This window comes from Cryobacterium sp. PH29-G1 (assembly GCF_030063365.1).
GTDB lineage: Bacteria > Actinomycetota > Actinomycetes > Actinomycetales > Microbacteriaceae > Cryobacterium.
In genome coordinates this window covers 475,527-491,680 of the sequence record NZ_JASISY010000002.1, presented here as the reverse complement: position 1 = coordinate 491,680, position 16,154 = coordinate 475,527, and the positions used below count along the sequence as shown (strand labels likewise).

12 protein-coding genes and 1 pseudogene are annotated in these 16,154 nt (G+C 63.2%); 6 read left to right on the top strand and 7 right to left on the bottom strand.

Features of this window, described 5'->3' with window-relative positions; translation table 11 throughout:
- The 4 genes and pseudogenes from QMK22_RS04660 to QMK22_RS04645 form a co-directional block, all read right to left on the bottom strand.
- A pseudogene (locus QMK22_RS04660) lies at positions 1 to 785 on the bottom strand (hypothetical protein); the annotation flags it as partial.
- 155 nt (positions 786 to 940) lie between these two features.
- A complete protein-coding gene (locus QMK22_RS04655; RefSeq protein ID WP_283496454.1) occupies positions 941 to 1,753 on the bottom strand; it encodes a carbon-nitrogen hydrolase family protein in 813 nt (270 codons plus the stop codon).
- 65 nt (positions 1,754 to 1,818) lie between these two features.
- Positions 1,819 to 3,183: an APC family permease gene (locus QMK22_RS04650; RefSeq protein ID WP_283496453.1), complete on the bottom strand. Its 1,365-nt coding sequence runs from the start codon at positions 3,181 to 3,183 to the stop codon at positions 1,819 to 1,821.
- Position 3,184: 1 nt separating this feature from the next.
- Positions 3,185 to 4,108: a carbon-nitrogen hydrolase family protein gene (locus QMK22_RS04645; RefSeq protein ID WP_283496452.1), complete on the bottom strand. Its 924-nt coding sequence runs from the start codon at positions 4,106 to 4,108 to the stop codon at positions 3,185 to 3,187.
- 114 nt (positions 4,109 to 4,222) lie between these two features.
- Here QMK22_RS04645 and QMK22_RS04640 point away from each other — a divergent pair, with 114 nt between their 5' ends.
- Positions 4,223 to 4,966 carry a FadR/GntR family transcriptional regulator gene (locus QMK22_RS04640; protein WP_283496472.1) on the top strand — a complete coding sequence of 248 codons (744 nt, stop codon included), beginning with the start codon at positions 4,223 to 4,225 and terminating at the stop codon, positions 4,964 to 4,966.
- Positions 4,967 to 4,974: 8 nt separating this feature from the next.
- Here QMK22_RS04640 and QMK22_RS04635 read toward each other — a convergent pair whose 3' ends face one another.
- Together QMK22_RS04635 and QMK22_RS04630 are read right to left on the bottom strand one after the other, a co-directional pair.
- On the bottom strand, positions 4,975 to 5,118 hold the full coding sequence (locus QMK22_RS04635) for a hypothetical protein (protein ID WP_283496451.1): 144 nt from the start codon (positions 5,116 to 5,118) through the stop codon (positions 4,975 to 4,977).
- A 51-nt stretch (positions 5,119 to 5,169) separates the two neighbouring features.
- Entirely contained in the window at positions 5,170 to 6,630 is a 1,461-nt protein-coding gene (locus QMK22_RS04630) for an NAD(P)/FAD-dependent oxidoreductase (protein WP_283496450.1), read from the bottom strand.
- Positions 6,631 to 6,796: 166 nt separating this feature from the next.
- Here QMK22_RS04630 and QMK22_RS04625 point away from each other — a divergent pair, with 166 nt between their 5' ends.
- Positions 6,797 to 7,306: a hypothetical protein gene (locus QMK22_RS04625; protein ID WP_283496449.1), complete on the top strand. Its 510-nt coding sequence runs from the start codon at positions 6,797 to 6,799 to the stop codon at positions 7,304 to 7,306.
- Here QMK22_RS04625 and legP read toward each other — a convergent pair.
- Positions 7,277 to 9,226: a Dot/Icm T4SS effector Zinc-dependent metalloprotease LegP gene (gene legP / locus QMK22_RS04620; protein WP_283496448.1), complete on the bottom strand. Its 1,950-nt coding sequence runs from the start codon at positions 9,224 to 9,226 to the stop codon at positions 7,277 to 7,279. The genes QMK22_RS04625 and legP overlap by 30 nt on opposite strands.
- A gap of 231 nt (positions 9,227 to 9,457) precedes the next feature.
- Here legP and QMK22_RS04615 point away from each other — a divergent pair, with 231 nt between their 5' ends.
- From QMK22_RS04615 to QMK22_RS04600, 4 genes are all read left to right on the top strand, one after another.
- Positions 9,458 to 11,065 (top strand): carboxyl transferase domain-containing protein, encoded by a 1,608-nt coding sequence (locus QMK22_RS04615; RefSeq protein ID WP_283496447.1) that lies wholly within the window; start codon positions 9,458 to 9,460, stop codon positions 11,063 to 11,065.
- Between the two features lie 8 nt (positions 11,066 to 11,073).
- Complete coding sequence (locus QMK22_RS04610) at positions 11,074 to 13,194, top strand: acetyl/propionyl/methylcrotonyl-CoA carboxylase subunit alpha (RefSeq protein ID WP_283496446.1); 2,121 nt, start codon at positions 11,074 to 11,076, stop codon at positions 13,192 to 13,194.
- Entirely contained in the window at positions 13,191 to 14,357 is a 1,167-nt protein-coding gene (locus QMK22_RS04605) for an acyl-CoA dehydrogenase family protein (protein WP_283496445.1), read from the top strand. The genes QMK22_RS04610 and QMK22_RS04605 overlap by 4 nt, the downstream gene beginning before the upstream one ends.
- Positions 14,358 to 14,459: 102 nt before the next feature.
- Complete coding sequence (locus QMK22_RS04600; RefSeq protein WP_283496444.1) at positions 14,460 to 16,130, top strand: AMP-binding protein; 1,671 nt, start codon at positions 14,460 to 14,462, stop codon at positions 16,128 to 16,130.
- Positions 16,131 to 16,154: the final 24 nt, after the last annotated feature.

Genomic DNA, 16,154 nt, shown 5'->3' with positions numbered 1-16,154 from the left:
AGGGTGTGGGGGCGGGATTCGACCAGGGTCCAACTCTCCTGGAGCAGTCCGGACGCGGTGCCGTAGGGGATGCGGAGCGCGCACGCCATTTCGGCGACGAGGCCTTGCTGGGCGGCGAAGGTGGCGTTCCAGTCGTGCTCATGCCCGGGTCCGGCCTGCGGCCGGCCGGTCTCGGCGGTGCTGGACACGAAGTTCCAGGCGTCGGCGAGTACCTCGGCTTTGCTGGCCTGTGCCCGTGCGATGGTTTTCTCCAACTGCACCGCACGGTCCACGAACTGCGCCAGCTTGCGCTGAAACGGATCGAGATCCTCCGCCGAGTCACCAGCAAGATCTTCGATCGGGGCGCCGGGGAGATCGTCGATTATGTCGCTGTCGCTGTCGCTGTCGCTGTCGCTGTCAGTGTCAGTGTCGGTGTCAGTGTCAGTGTCGGTGTCAGTGTCAGTGTCAGTGTCAGTGCTGCCGGTCGTGCTGCCGGCCGTGCTGCTGGCCGGGGCGCTGGCGGGCTCGGGGTTGCTGGGTTGCCAGCACTGACGCTCGTCAGCAGCGCCATAAGCAGCAGCGCCATAACCAGCAGCGCCATACTCAGCATCGACATACTCAGCGACGTACTCGGCCGCGATCTCGTCGGAGGTGTCGGCGGCAAGGTATTCACGCCAGTCGGCCGCGCACTGAGCCTGAAACGCCTCGAACTCGCGAAGTTCTGCCGACGATACCGGCCACCAACCATAGGCCGCATGAAAAGCAACGGCGCTGCCCTGCTGAGGAGTATCGCCGCGCTGGCTCATGGTTTCATTGTACCAAAACCACGCACCAAAGTCGAGGGAATCTCAGATATTCTGGGAAATCTGCGCGAAGTTATATTCGAGCGCCGCGGTAACGTTTTCGAGGCAATTCGAGGCAATACGAGGCAATTCGAGCCGGTCGAGCAACCCCAGAATCCCTATTCGCGGCGTTCAATGGTGTGGCGTCTCTGGTCGAGGGAAGGATGTCGCTGACGCGCCCGCCAAACCTGATCACTGTCAACGTTTACCGTGATCAGGTCTGGCGCTATTGCCAGTTCGCCGAGCACCCGGCCGGCTGGGTCGGCGATGAGGCTGCGTCCGATTGAGATCGGTGGACATTGCGAGACCGCACCGACGAAGTAGGAGTTTTCAATGGCCCGGGCCTGGGTGAGAATTCGCCACTGTTCGATCTTGTCGGGGCCGGGTACCCATGAGGAGCAGACCAGTACCAGTTCGGCCTGGGCGTCAGCGAGCTCCCGTCCGAGTTCGGGAAAGCGCAGGTCGTAGCAGGTCATGAGGCCGATTCGCAGTTGCTCGCCCGACCGCCCGGTAACGTCACAGAACACGGCGGCGGGGTCGGAGGCGGGGCAGATCCAGTCGGACTCACGAAAGCCGTAGGAATCGAAGAGATGCATTTTGCGATACCGCGCCTGCAGCACCCCGTCGGGCCCGAGCACCACGATGGTGTTGAATGGTCGGGTGTCGTGCTCGTTGGCCTCGACGATTCCCGCGACGAGGGTGATATTTTCCGCCACTGCGATGGCCGTCAGAGCCGCAACGAACGGACCGGTCACCGGTTCGGCGACGGCGGCGAAGCTCGCATCGACCATTCTCTTCTCGTACATGGCGTATTCGGGAAACACGACCAGGTCGGCGCCGGCAGTCGCTGCCCGGTGAGCGGCCCGCCGAATCAGCTCCAAATTCTGCCCGGTGTCGGTGCCCGAAGCGATCTGGGCGAGGCTGACTCTCATGCCCACCCCACCTTCCTGTGCCGACACGCCTGCTGTCAGCCTAAACCGCTACCGGGCGGGCGTTGTCAGCGTGTTTCGGGGACGAGCGCAGCGTCATCCGCTTCGACGTAGTCCATTTCGGGAGGCTGCCGGCGGAATCCGCGCGTCAGGATGCCCAACACAATGATGCCGACCGCGAGCCAGCTCAGGCCGAGCACGATGGCGTTCGAGTCCAGGCGGGTGAGCAGATACAGCGTGATCACGCCGCCGACCAGTGGAATGACGAAATAGAACACGGGGTTGAGGTGGTTGCCTTGGCGGCGCTGCCGCACAAAGTAGAAGATAACCGCGACGTTGACCATGGTGAACGCGACAAACGCCCCGAAGTTGATGAACGAGGTGGATGTTGCGACGTCGAGAAAGATCGCGATGAAACCGACGACGCCGATGATGAGGAGGTTGAACATAGGGGAGCGAAAGCGCTTGCTGACTTCGCCGAAAATGCGGCGCGGGAGCACGCCATCGCGGCCCATGGCGAACAGGAGCCGGGAAGCCGCTGCCTGCGCTGCGAGGCCGGAGGCGAACTGGGCAATGACGAGGCCCGCCAAAAAGATAGCGCCAAACAGGTTGCCACCGATGTGCATGGCGATATCGAACGCGGCCGACGAGGAATCGGTGAAGACTCCGCCGGGGCGCACGAGCTGCGTGGTGTAAGAAACGAGCACGAAGATTGAACCGCCGATGAGAGCGACCAACAGGATGGCGCGCGGCACGGTCTTGCGCGGGTTGATGGTCTCCTCGGTAAACGTGGTGACGGCGTCGAAACCGAGGAAGGAGTAGGCGGCGATCGCCGCACCAGCGGTGATACCGGCGAAGGTAGAGGTTGGGTTCGCAAACGGTGACGCATCGATCAGACCCCCGGCACCCTGGCTGGCGACGATCGAGGCGATCGACAGGGCCACGAAGGCCCCGATGACGAGCACCTGAAAGGCCATGAGGAGAAAGTTGGCCTTGTCGGCAACCTTGATGCCCAGAATGTTCAGCAGTGTTGTGATCACGACGAAGCCAACGATCCAGGCCCAGGCTGGAATCCCCGGAAATTGAGCTTCGAGATAGGCAGCACCAATGAGCCAGATCACCATGGGGAGAAAGAGATAGTCGAGCAGCACGGCCCAGCCGACCAGAAAGCCCACCCGCGGGTCGACGGTGCGCCGCACGTAGGTATACGCGGAGCCCGCCACCGGGTACGCGGCGGCCATGCGCCCGTAGCTTGACGCGGTGAACAGCATGGCCACGAGCGCGACCAGATAGGCCGAGCCGCTAGCGCCCCCGGTCGTTTCGGCGACGACGCCGAAGATACCGAGCACGATCAGTGGAGTCATATAGGCCAGGCCGAACAGGACGAGGGAGCGCAAGCCCAGGGTGCGGGCGAGGGTTGGTGTACCGGTCATATCAGGAATCCGTTTCCAGGGGAGTGGCGGGAGTTGTGGCGGGTGCTGGCGTCCAGCTGTGGGGATCAATGCAACCTGAATAGAGCGGCAGATCGAGCGGGGCGTCGCCGGGCAGAAACTGCTCCCACATGCGATTGGTGCCGGCCGTGCCCTGCGCTCGCACTCGGGCGACCTGGTCCAGATCGAGGGTGTGCACGAGAATTCCCGCGGTGGCGCCGGCGGATTCCGTGAGAACGGCACCCTCCGGGTCTACGATCAGGCTTCGGCCTTGACCGAACGGTTCGGCACAATTCACGCTCACCGTGAAGGTCTGGTTGACGATGGAATTGGCCTGGGCGAGCACAACCTCCTGGGCGCGGTCGGGGGTGGTGGTCTTGACAATGTTGAGGATGACCTCCGCCCCCATCCAGGCCAGGTGCCTGGTCACCTCGGGAAACCAGGCGTCGTAACAGATTGACAGCCCGAAGCGGCCGATTCCGGGGGCATCGAACACGACAAAACTGTCGCCCGGTTCGTATGGTTCGTACGGTCGCCACGGGAAGATTTTGCGATAGCTGGCAATGAGCTCGCCCGCTGGGGAAAACACCACGGCGGTGTTGAAGAGCTCGCCGTCCGGCCCACGTTCGCAGATGCTGCCCGGCAGTAGCCAGACGCCCGCCGAGCGGGCAATAGCACCGAGCCCCGCGATCAGCTCACCATCCAGCGACACAGCGGATGCCCGCAGCAGATCGTTGCGCTCGTCCAGGCCCAGGGTGGCGGCCGGTCCTGTTTCGGTCCCGAAGAGGTGTAACTCGGGGAACACCACGAACGCAATGGTTGGATCGTCATCGAGGACTCGACGAACCTCGGCGGCGAAATCGGCCAGTGGCGCTCCGATCGGCAGTGGGGCAGCCTGAACCGCGGCGATGCGCACTGTTCGTGGCATGGTGACTCCTTCGATATGGACAACTATGTCTGCAAGAAATAAATTAGATCATAATGATCACTTTTGTCCAGTCCGAAGTAAACCACCGTTCACAACAGCTACTGTGGGTGCGTGATGGTTGATGGAGAGAACGCTGAGGTGACCGTCACCGCGCTCGTTAATCCGGCAGTGTCCGGTATTACCCGGTTGAGCGCCACCGACACGGTGCGTGCCCGCATCGCCCTTGCCATCGAGTTGGGCCTTATGGTCGCGGGGGAGCAGTTGCCATCCGATCGTGACGTGGCCGCTGCGCTCGACGTGAGCGAAATAACTGCCCGCCGCGGTCTGAAGAGCCTCGCTGACGAGGGAGTGCTGTCCCGTAAGCGTGGACGCAACGGGGGGACCTTTGTGGCTGACCCGCGGGCATCCGCTTCGGTCGCCTCGATGACCGCGTACCTGGCCGACGCTGCTGATGTGCACCGACTCATCGACGAGCGAGTGCTGCTCGAGTGCGCGCTCGTGCACCACGCGGCACTGAATATTACGGTGCCGCAGCTCGACGAGCTTGACGTGTATGTGTCGCAGGCAGCGGCGGCGCAGAGTTGGAGCGATTATCACGTGGCCGATGAACGATTTCACGTCGGGGTGGCCGCGGCCAGCGGGCTGGATTGGGCGCTACCGCAATACGGTGTCGCGCTCCATGCTCTCTATCGGTATTTTCTGCCCTACCCGGTGGACTACCTGCACGGCGTCAATCGAGAGCACGCGCTCTTAGTAGACGCACTACGTGAGCACGATCCGGTGGCCGCCGTGGCCATTATTCGGCAGCACGTTTTAGGACTTCACGAGTCCATGTTCGTGGGCCTGGCTCAGAACTAAGCGCACCGTCAGTGGTGACGTTTGGCGAGCAGGTACATCGACACGTTGATTTTCAGAAAGCGCACGAGTTGAACCAGCACGTTGCTGCGTCGCCGCAGCTCGCGAGCGCTCGGCAACGGTGCGGCGTCGATGTGGCTTTGGGCGGTGTCCATGGTGTTCTCTTTCTAACTAGGGTGCAAAGTGGATGCCGGCTGGTTTCTAACTCACTCGGGAATGAGGTACCAGAACGGATATGCCTTCGCCTTGTACAGGAACATCGTGTGCAGAATGCGCTTGACCCAGTGAGCGGCAAGGCCGATGTCGCCGGTGGTCTGGGTGGGGTGGCGACCGGCGGTGCCGGGATATTTCGCGAGATCGGGAACGATCGGCGACATCGACATGGCGGCAGCGGTACCGGTGAGCAGTCCCGTTCCGGTCGAAGCGATGCACGCGGCAGACATTTCCCCCATTGACCCGGTGTGGGTCGGTACGGACGCGCCGCGGAGAATCATGTCGGAGATGGTCATGGCGACGATCTTGCCCATGGCGCCCGAGGGCATGCCCGTGCGGGGAGGTGCCGGCGCGACGGCGACGCCGCCAGGCGTGGCATACGGCCGGGAGATGGCGTGCGGCGGAGCGAACGCGATGCCGATGCCGAACACGTTGTGAAAGGACGGGTTCTGGTAGGTGCGCGGCCAGTCCTGCGCTGTCCACTCTTCGAAGGGCTTCGCCGTGTAGTTTGCGTCCACGCGCATGAAACCGTTCGGGGCGAACACCACGTCGGTGATATCGGTGCCGGTGCGGTCGAAGGCTTTGAGACCGACACCGCGAAACGGCGGCAACAGCATTGCGAAGTCGAACGACTGCGTGTTGTCGGTGCCGTCGATCTGGGAGTAGTGGATGACCCCGGGGTCGATTTTGGTCACGGCGGCCTGGGTGATGGCGCGCATATTCCGCTCCCGAAACAGCGAATCCATCCAGACTTCACTCGTGATGCGTTGGCCACCCTGGTTGAAGGTCATGCCACCGACGCCGAAGTCGCCGAGTTCGTGTTCGTTGGTGAGATAGATGACCTCGGCCTTGTCGCGCACGCCGGCGTTGCGCAGCTCTTGCTCCACGTTGAAGGCATACTCAAAGGCCGCTCCCTCACAGGTGCAGGTGCCGTGGCCGACGCCGACGACGAGGGTCTGCTTCTTCCCTGCCTTGAGTGCGTCGATGACGGAATCGAAGTGCTTCGCCGCCTCGACGGCATGGCTCGGAGTGCAGACCGACACTGTGTGGCCGTCCGGCCCGAGGCCGGGGGTGGCCTCGAAGTTCAGTTTCGGTCCGGTCGCATTGATCAGGTAGTCGTAGCGGATGCGTTCGGTCTGGCCGGTTCGCGCCGGATCGGTGTACACAACGTCGACGCTGCCCTGCGGGCTGGTCTCATCTCCATCGGGGCGAATCGCGACGGCCTTGGCCTGGCGAAAATCAATCTTCTTGCGGCGGTAGATCGGTGCGAGCGAAAATACCACCTTGTTGGCGCTCATCTTGCCCACGCCCACCCAAATGTTCGAGGGAATCCAGTTCCACTTCGAGTTGGGCGAGACAACGATCACTTCGTGGGCGTTGCCCAGTCGCTTCTTCAGATAAAGCGCTGCGGTATGACCGGATACTCCGGCTCCCAGTACGACGACACGTGCCATTTCAGACCTCACTATCTCAGCAACTGCGCTGTTCACTTGACCATACACCCATACCGGTAGGGGTATTAACGCAGTGCTGGGATGAGTTGCTGAGATCAGCTGCTGAGCGAGAGTACCGAGCGCGAACCGCGCGAATACCCAGCGAAATCATGCCGGGGGTGGCACCATGGATGCCATGTCAGCGCTCTCCGAGCAGAATGCCGTGGTGACCGGCGTCATCGAGTTTGCCGATGGGGATCGACCCATCGGTGCGTTCACGGTCACCGTGCTCGTCGAAGACGTATCGCGCGCGGATGCCCCGAGCACCATCATGAGCGGCACCAGCTTTCACATCCCGGCCCGCTCCGAAATTGAGATGGCAGAGGCCGGGCCGGCCGAAACCGAGCTGCCTTTCACAGTGACCGTGCCTGCACGCGTGATCACCGACATCCGTCGTCTGAACGTGCGGGTTCATGTGCGGGAGGGCGCCCAGACAAACCCGGGTGTCGCCAGCGTGAGCGTCGCCGGCCCGAATGCGACCGGCCCGAATGCGACCAGCGCGAATGTAAGCCGCCCAAATATAACCGAGGGGGACTTTGTATCGACGCAGTCCCACCCGGTTGTATTCGATCCGGTTATATACGATCCGGCGCGACAAAACGCGGCGCTAGTTCGTATCCCGGTCCATCGCGTCTGAACCCGCCGTGTCTGAACCTGCCGTGGCGGAACGCGCCGTGTCGGCTCGAACCTCCGCTTCGTCGAACGACGTGATAACTCCGCCCAGGCTCTCGTAGCCGGTGAGCGATGGACCCCACGTTGCGCCGTTGAACCACTTGTGAAACAACGCGCTGTTGGTTCCGGTGAGGAAGACGTCGAGCCGACCGGAAGCCCACGAGACCACGCGCGGCTGCGAGGTGGCGATGCCGCCCATGTTCTCGTAGCCGAGCACTGACGGGCCCCAGGAATTGCCGTCAAACCACTTGTGATAGAGCGCACTATCGGTGCCGATCACAAACAGATCGAGCCGGTTCGGGCCCCACGAGACGGCCTCGGGTTCGCCCACGACGATGCCGCCGAGACGCTCGAAGTCGTTGACCGACGGACCCCAAACCGAGCCGTTCCACCACTTGTGGTAGAGCGCACCGTCGGTTCCCGTGACGAAGACGTCGAGCCGGTTCGGGCCCCACGAGACGACCCGCGGCGACGAAGTGCACACTCCGCCGAGACGTTCGTATCCGGTGAGGGACGGGCCCCACGTCGAGCCGTTCCACCACTTGTGGTAGAGCGCCCGGTCGGTACCGATCACGAAAACATCGAGCCGGTTCGGTCCCCAGGAGACGACTTCGGGCTGACCGACGATGATTCCGCCCATGTTTTCGTAGCCGGTCACCGATGGACCCCATGACCCGTTGAACCACTTGTGGTACAGCGCGTGATCGCTGCCGACGACGAATACGTCGAGCCGGTTCGGCCCCCACGCCACAACGCGCGGATTTCCGAGAATGACGCCGCCCATATTTTCATAGCCCGTCACTGACGGACCCCAGGCGCTGCCGTTGAACCACTTGTGGTACAGCGCACTGTCGGTTCCGGTGACGAACAGGTCGAGCCGGTTTGGAGCCCACGCCACGACCTGCGGAACGCATTCGGCAATTCCGCCCATGTTTTCGTAACCGGCGACCGACGGGCCCCAGGCTCCGCTGAACCACTTGTGGAACACGGCCCGGTTGGTGCCCAGAACGAAGGCATCCAGCCGGCCAGGTCCCCACGACACGACTGGGCCCGAACTCGCCCGGGGAGTCTGTGGATACATGAAGTTGACGGCAGCGATGTCACCGGCCGACAGCGCTGTGCGCTGACCGATCTGAGCTCCGGCCTGCACCGGCGTGATCGTTTCCTGTCCATTCTTCGAGAAGGCGGTGCGCGGATAGTGCATGATCGAGCCGTAGTCATAGCCGCCGACATCGTCGCCGTCCACGATGTGCTGGTCGAACTGACTCTCCATGCCCGGCTCGATATTGGCCACATTGATGGTCACGAAGGTGTTGCGGTCCTCGCGACTTTGTTCGTGCCAGAGCCCGACCGCATGGCCGATCTCGTGGATAGCGTTGCCGCTCGTGCACCCGGTACCGAGGCTGATGGTCTGCATGCCGTTACCCTGCATGCCCAGCATCGACCAGCATCCGCCGGAATCGCTGAACTCGACGAAGTTGGGAAATTGTGCGGCATTGGCGGTGGTGCGTTCCGGAAAGCGGATGGGCGTGCGCGCCTCCCAGTGGGCGATCGCATCGCGCACCCTTTGTTGGTTGGGCAGGGCGGCGTTGATCTGGAACGGAACCTGGGCGTTGGGCCAGCGAAATCGAGCGCCGGTGATAATGACGGCACGGGCGCGACCGTCGTCGTGGTTTGCCTCGTCTTTGGTCTGCTCCATCTCGGCGACGGTGCCCAGCACGATGTCACCTTCGAAGACGGCCAGGTTGTTGACCTTGTAATAGACGACTTCGGTCGGCCCGAAGGTGACGCCGGAGATGACACCGGATGCCGGTTCTCCAGCCTGAAACTCACCTTCGCTAACGAATTTCTCCTCGTTGCCCTGGCCGGAATTGTTTTCTGCCATGGAACTACTCCTTGCATGCGTGGTTGTTTATGGCACGGTGCCGGAACCGGTGCTGTGCCGGGAACGGCGCACACGATACGCCGCGCGGCGTTATTGCCGCGTTACTCGAAATCTGGTCGGAGCGCGGCCGGGACTGGACTTCCCAGTTAATACTGACTAACCTGAATCCCAGTTAGTAATCACTAACTGTTCTTGAGACCGGGTCATCCGGGTTCACAAGGGAAGTTGTCGATGGAGACACTCGTGAGTCAGCTCGACTCCACTGCTCAGACGTTTCAGACGAACGATGCCGCCCAACGTGCGCTGGTGTCCGACCTGAAGGAACGACTCGCTCGCGCCGCTCTCGGTGGTCCTGAGAAATCCCGGCAGCGCCACCTCGACCGTGGAAAGCTCCTGCCGCGGGAACGTATTGACCAGCTGCTCGATGAGGGCAGCCCGTTTCTCGAGATCGCCCCACTCGCGGCAACCGGCCTCTATAACGATGACAGCCCCGGGGCCGGGGTGATCGCCGGAATCGGTCTCGTGCACGGACGCTTCGTGCTCGTCATCTCCAACGACGCCACGGTCAAGGGCGGCACGTACTACCCGATGACCGTGAAGAAGCACCTGCGTGCCCAGGAGATCGCCCTTGAAAACCACCTGCCGTGCATCTACCTCGTCGACTCCGGCGGTGCCTTCCTACCGATGCAGGACGAGGTCTTTCCCGATCGGGATCACTTCGGCCGCATCTTCTACAACCAGGCACGGATGTCCGCGGCCAAGATCCCGCAGATCGCCTCGGTCATGGGTTCCTGCACCGCAGGCGGAGCCTACGTTCCGGCCATGAGTGACGAGACCGTGATCGTGCGCAATCAGGGCACGATCTTTCTCGGCGGCCCACCGCTCGTGAAAGCAGCGATCGGTGAGATCGTCACGGCCGAAGAACTCGGCGGCGGCGACCTGCACGCCCGGGTCTCCGGCGTCACGGATCACCTGGCCGAAAACGACGAACACGCGCTGCAGATCGTGCGCGACATTGTGTCGACCCTGCCGCGGCCCGCGACCGCGCCGTGGGATCTGATCCCCACCATTCCACCCGTCGCTGACGAGGGTGAGCTCTACGGAGCGGTACCCACCGACGTGCAGGGCCAGTACGACGTGCACGAGGTCATTGCCCGTCTGGTGGACGGCAGCGAATTCCATGAGTTCAAGAAGGAATACGGCACGACCCTGATCACGGGCTTCGCGCACCTGCACGGTCACCCGGTCGGCATCGTCGCCAACAACGGGGTTCTGTTCTCCGAGTCCGCGCTGAAGGGCGCACACTTCATCGAACTCTGTGATCAGCGGGGGATCCCGCTCGTGTTTCTGCAGAATATCTCCGGCTTTATGGTGGGCCGCGACTACGAGGCCGGCGGCATTGCCAAGAACGGCGCCAAAATGGTCACCGCTGTCGCCACCGCCCGCGTGCCCAAGCTCACGGTCGTCATCGGCGGCTCCTTCGGCGCCGGCAACTATTCCATGTGCGGCCGGGCCTACTCCCCGCGTTTCCTCTGGATGTGGCCGGGCAGCCGCATCTCGGTGATGGGCGGCGCCCAGGCCTCATCCGTTCTCGCCACCGTGAAACGGGAACAGATCGAGGGTGCCGGTGACGAATGGTCGGCTGCCGCAGAGACCACCTTCAAGGAGCCGATCCTGGAGACCTACGAGCGGCAGGGCAGCCCGTACTACTCGACCGCCCGGCTCTGGGACGACGGCGTCATCGACCCCGCCGATACCCGCACGGTACTGGGCCTTGCCCTCTCCGTCTGCGCCACCGCGCCGCTGGGCGACTCCGCCTTCGGCCTCTTCCGAATGTGAGTGAGTCCATGACAGAGCCACAGATCACCCCGATCACCCCGACCACCCCGATCACCCCGATCACCCCGACTACCCCGATCACGCCGTTCGACACCGTTCTCGTCGCCAACCGCGGCGAAATCGCGTGCCGCATCATTCGCACTCTGCGTGAGCGGGGCATCCGCTCGATTGCGGTGTACAGCGACGCCGACCGCAACGCGCGCCACGTGTCACTGGCGGATGCCGCGGTGCGCCTGGGCGGCCCGGCGCCCGCCGACAGCTACCTCAACGTTGAAGCCGTGCTTGACGCCGCTGCCAAAACCGGAGCCCAGGCGATCCACCCGGGCTACGGATTCCTCAGCGAGAACCAATCCTTCGCCCAGTCCTGTGCCGACGCCGGCATCGTGTTCATCGGTCCGAGTGTGCACGCGCTCAACATGATGGGCGACAAGATTCGTTCGAAAAACCACGTGGCCGGCTACGGCGTGCCCACCATCCCGGGCGTCGCCCTGCCCGGCCTCAGCAACGAACAGCTCATCGAGGCTGCCGGCAACGTCGGCTACCCCATGCTGATCAAGCCCTCGGCGGGCGGCGGCGGCAAGGGGATGCACGTGGTCGAACGCGAAGAAGACCTCGCGGCTACCCTCGAAACCGCACGGCGGGTGGCCCAGAGCGCGTTCGGAGACGACACGCTGCTGATCGAACGTCTGATAGCGACGCCACGGCACATCGAGGTGCAGGTACTCGCCGACAACCACGGCGCCGTCATTCACCTGGGCGAGCGGGAATGTTCCCTGCAGCGTCGCCACCAGAAGGTGATCGAAGAGGCTCCCTCGCCGCTGCTCGATGCGACCACCCGCGCCAGCATCGGCGAGGCGGCGTGTGCCGCCTCGCGCAGCGTGGGCTACAGCGGCGCCGGCACCGTGGAATTTCTGGTTTCCGATGCCGCGCCCGGCGAATTCTTCTTCATGGAAATGAACACCCGACTCCAGGTGGAACACCCCGTCACCGAGATGGTCACCGGTATCGACCTCGTGGACTGGCAGGTGCGCATTGCCGCCGGGGAACCGCTCACCATCGAGCAGTCCGATGTGCGCCTCACCGGCCACGCCGTGGAGGCTCGCGTGTACGCCGAGAACCCCGAGCGCGGTTTTCTGCCCACGACCGGTACGGTGCTGAGCCTGCGCGAGGCGACCGGCACGGGCGTGCGTGTCGACAGTTCGCTGACCGAAGGCCTCGAGATCGCTTCCCACTACGATCCAATGCTCGCCAAGGTGATCGCCTGGGCACCCACCCGGCTGGAAGCGCTCACCCGGCTCGACCGGGCGCTCGGCGACACCGTCGTGCTCGGAGTACACACCAACACGGAGTACCTGCGACTGCTGCTGCAAGATGAGGCCGTGCGCGCGGGGCATCTCGACACCGGCCTGATTGAACGACGACTGCCCACCCTGATCTTTCGCGGTGCCGACGATCACCTGCTCGCCGCCGCCGCACTGTACCTGCGCGAGCGCGCACTGCGCGACTCCTCCGACGCAGGAGCGAACCCGGTGTGGGCTCGCCCAACCGGGTGGCGGCTCGGCGAGGCTCGGGCCATCCGCTACTGCCTGGGCGTGTCAGCGACCGACTCCGTTGTCGTCAGCGTGAGCGGCGAACCGGGGCGGGCATCCGTTACGGTCGGCGATGGTGCGCCCGTCGCGGCTGGTCTGTCGACCCTGAGCGATTCTGCGGTGAGTGTGGACTACGGGGGCATTACCCGTGTCTACGAGGTGGCTCAGCGCGGCCCCGAGCTGTTCCTGGGAGCCGATGGCTTCTCGATGACCCTGCGTCACCGCTCGCGCGCCGAGCAACTCGCCGAACACCTGCTGAGCCGCGACCGAGTACCGGGAGCGGTGAGCCCCGACGTGCGCTCACCCATGCCCGGCACCGTCGTGGCCGTGAACGCCGGCAGCGGAGACCTCGTTGCAGCCGGCCAGACCATCCTCGTGGTGGAGGCCATGAAGATGGAACACAAACTCGTGGCCCAGACCGAAGGACGGGTCACCGTGACTGTTAAAACAGGAGATCTGGTCAAACTCGACCAGATCGTCGCCACCATTACGCCAGATCAGGCTGCAGAACAGTCTTCAGACAAGGGAGTCACCGAATGAGCTACGAACTTACCCCCGAATACCAGGCCCTGAGCGAGAAGGTACGCGACTTCGCCGACACCGTCGTGGCGCCCGCCGCGTACGAGTACGACACGAAGCGCAGCCTGCCGTACGGCATCATCGCTCAGATGGGCGAGATGGGGCTCTTCGGGCTGCCCTTCCCGGTTGAGTACGGCGGCCAAGGTAAGGACTACTTCGCCCTCTGCCTCGCCGTTGAGCAGCTCGCGCGCGCCGACCAGAGCATTGCCGTGACCCTTGAAGCCGGCGTTGGCCTCGGCATTATGCCCGTCTATCGCCGCGGCACCGAGGCGCAGAAACAAGAGTGGGTTCCCCAGCTCGCCAGCGGCTCGGCGCTCGCCGCATTCGGCCTCACCGAAGCGGATGCCGGCTCAGACGCCGCGGGTACCAAAACCACCGCAAACCTCACGGGCGGCGAATGGGTGATCAACGGTACGAAACAGTTCATCACCAACTCCGGTTCCGACATCACCCGGCTCGTCACGGTCACGGCGGTCACGGGAGAGTCCACTCGCGCCGACGGTTCGATCAAGAAGGAACTCACCGCCATCCTGGTCCCCACGCCCACTCCCGGGTTCACCGCTCTGCCCTCCTACGACAAGGTCGGCTGGCACACCTCCGACACGCATCCGCTCGTGTTCGATAATGTTCGCGTGCCGGAAGCCAACCTGCTCGGCGAACGAGGCCGAGGATTCGCCAACTTCGTACAGACCCTCGACGAGGGCCGCATCGCCTTCGCCGCACTCTGCACCGGTGCTGCCCAGGGCTGCCTCGAGGAATCCATCCGCTACGCCAACAGCCGCAACGTGTTCGGTCGTTCGATCGGATCGAATCAGCACATCGCGTTCAAGATCTCCCGGATGCAGGCTCGCGTGCACACAGCGCGCCTCGCCTACTACGACGCGGCACTTAAAATGATCAACGGCAAGCCGTTCAAGATGGAAGCCTCGATCGCCAAAATGGTCGGGAGCGAAGCCGCGATGGACAACGCCCGCGACGCGACACAAATCTTCGGCGGCTACGGCTTCATGAATGAGAACCCGGTGGCGCGGCACTATCGTGATTCGAAAGTCTTGGAACTGGGCGAGGGCACGACCGAAGTGCAGCTCATGGTCATCTCCCGAGCTCTCGGCTTCACGAGCTAGGTTCGCGTCAGCTCCACTCCAATCAACCGCTTCACACCAATCAACTCACCGTACGCGTGACGCTGTCACGGCCATTCACAGTGATCAAAGGAGATCCTGCACATGTCGTCGTACTCTCAAAGCCCCTCGAACCAGCCACTGTTGGAAGCCACGATCGGCGATCATTTTGAACAGACCGTGGCGCGGTTTGCGGACCGCGACGCGCTCATCGAGGTCGCGACCGGTAGACAGTGGAGTTATACCGAGCTGAATGCGCACGTTGACCGGCTGGCCTCCGGGCTCCTCGCCCTGGGCATTCAGCGTGGCGATCGCGTCGGCATCTGGTCTCCCAACTGCGCCGAGTGGACGATCGTTCAGTACGCGACCGCCAAGGTCGGCGCCATTCTCGTGAACGTGAACCCGGCGTTTCGAATCGTCGAACTTGAATACGTGATTCGGCAGTGCAGCATGCGCATGCTCATCGCGGCCCCCTCCGATAAGAACAGCGACTATACGAGCATGGCGCGGGCGGCGTTCGCGAGCTGTTCCGAACTGCACGAACTCGTCTTCATCGACGATGAGGACCGCCCGAGCCAGTCCGGTGAATTCACGCTGGGTGCGGTGCTCGATGCGGGCATCGACATCTCCCCACTCGATCTTCGGGACCGCATGGACGAGCTCCGGGCGAACGACCCGATCAACCTGCAGTACACATCGGGGACGACGGGGTTCCCCAAGGGGGCAACGCTGACCCACCGAAACATTTTGAACAACGGGTTTTTCATCGGCGAACTGCTCAAGTACACCGAGCATGACCGTGTCGTGCTGCCGGTACCGTTTTATCACTGCTTCGGTATGGTCATCGGCAATCTGAACATCTACTCGCACGGTGCCGCCGCGATTATTCCGGGGCGCGGCTTCACGGCATCCGCTGCCCTGCAGGCCGTGCAGAATTATGGCGGCACCTCGCTCTACGGGGTGCCGACCATGTTTATGGCGGAGCTTGCTCTCCCCGATTTCGCCGACTACGACCTGTCGACGCTGCGCACCGGAGTTATGGCCGGCTCGACGTGCCCCGTCGCCGTGATGAACCGCGTGATCGGCGAGATGAACATGGTTGACGTGGCCATTTGCTATGGCATGACCGAAACCTCGCCGGTGTCGACTATGACCCGCAGCGATGACACGATCGAACGCCGCACCTCAACGGTGGGGCGCACGATGCCGCATTTGGAGAATAAGGTCGTGCACCCGCAGACCGGTGACACGCTGCGGCGCGGCGAAATCGGGGAGTTGTGCACGCGCGGGTACAGCGTTATCGCGGGGTATTGGAATGAGCCGGAGAAGACTCGGGAAGCGATCGACAATGAGGGGTGGATCCACACTGGCGACCTCGCGAGCATGGACCCCGACGGCTACATCACGGTGGAAGGCCGCATCAAGGACATGGTGATTCGTGGGGGCGAGAACATCTACCCGCGCGAGATCGAGGAATTCTTGCTGCGCCACCCGGGCATCCATGACGTGCAGGTGATCGGCGTTCCCGACGACAAGTATGGCGAGGAGCTGATGGCCTGCATCATCCTCAAGCCAGGAGTCGACACAGTGACCGTGGAAGATCTGGTTGAGTTCTGCCACGGGCGCCTGGCGCACTTCAAGGTGCCCCGATACACGGATGTTCGTGAGAGCTTTCCCCTGACCGTGTCGGGCAAGATTCGCAAGATTGACATGCGCGACGAGGCGATCGCCCGCCTGGCCGCAGAGGCAATGGAATCGGAGCAGACGCTCGTCTAGACCGGTGGTTGCCGTAGGGCGACG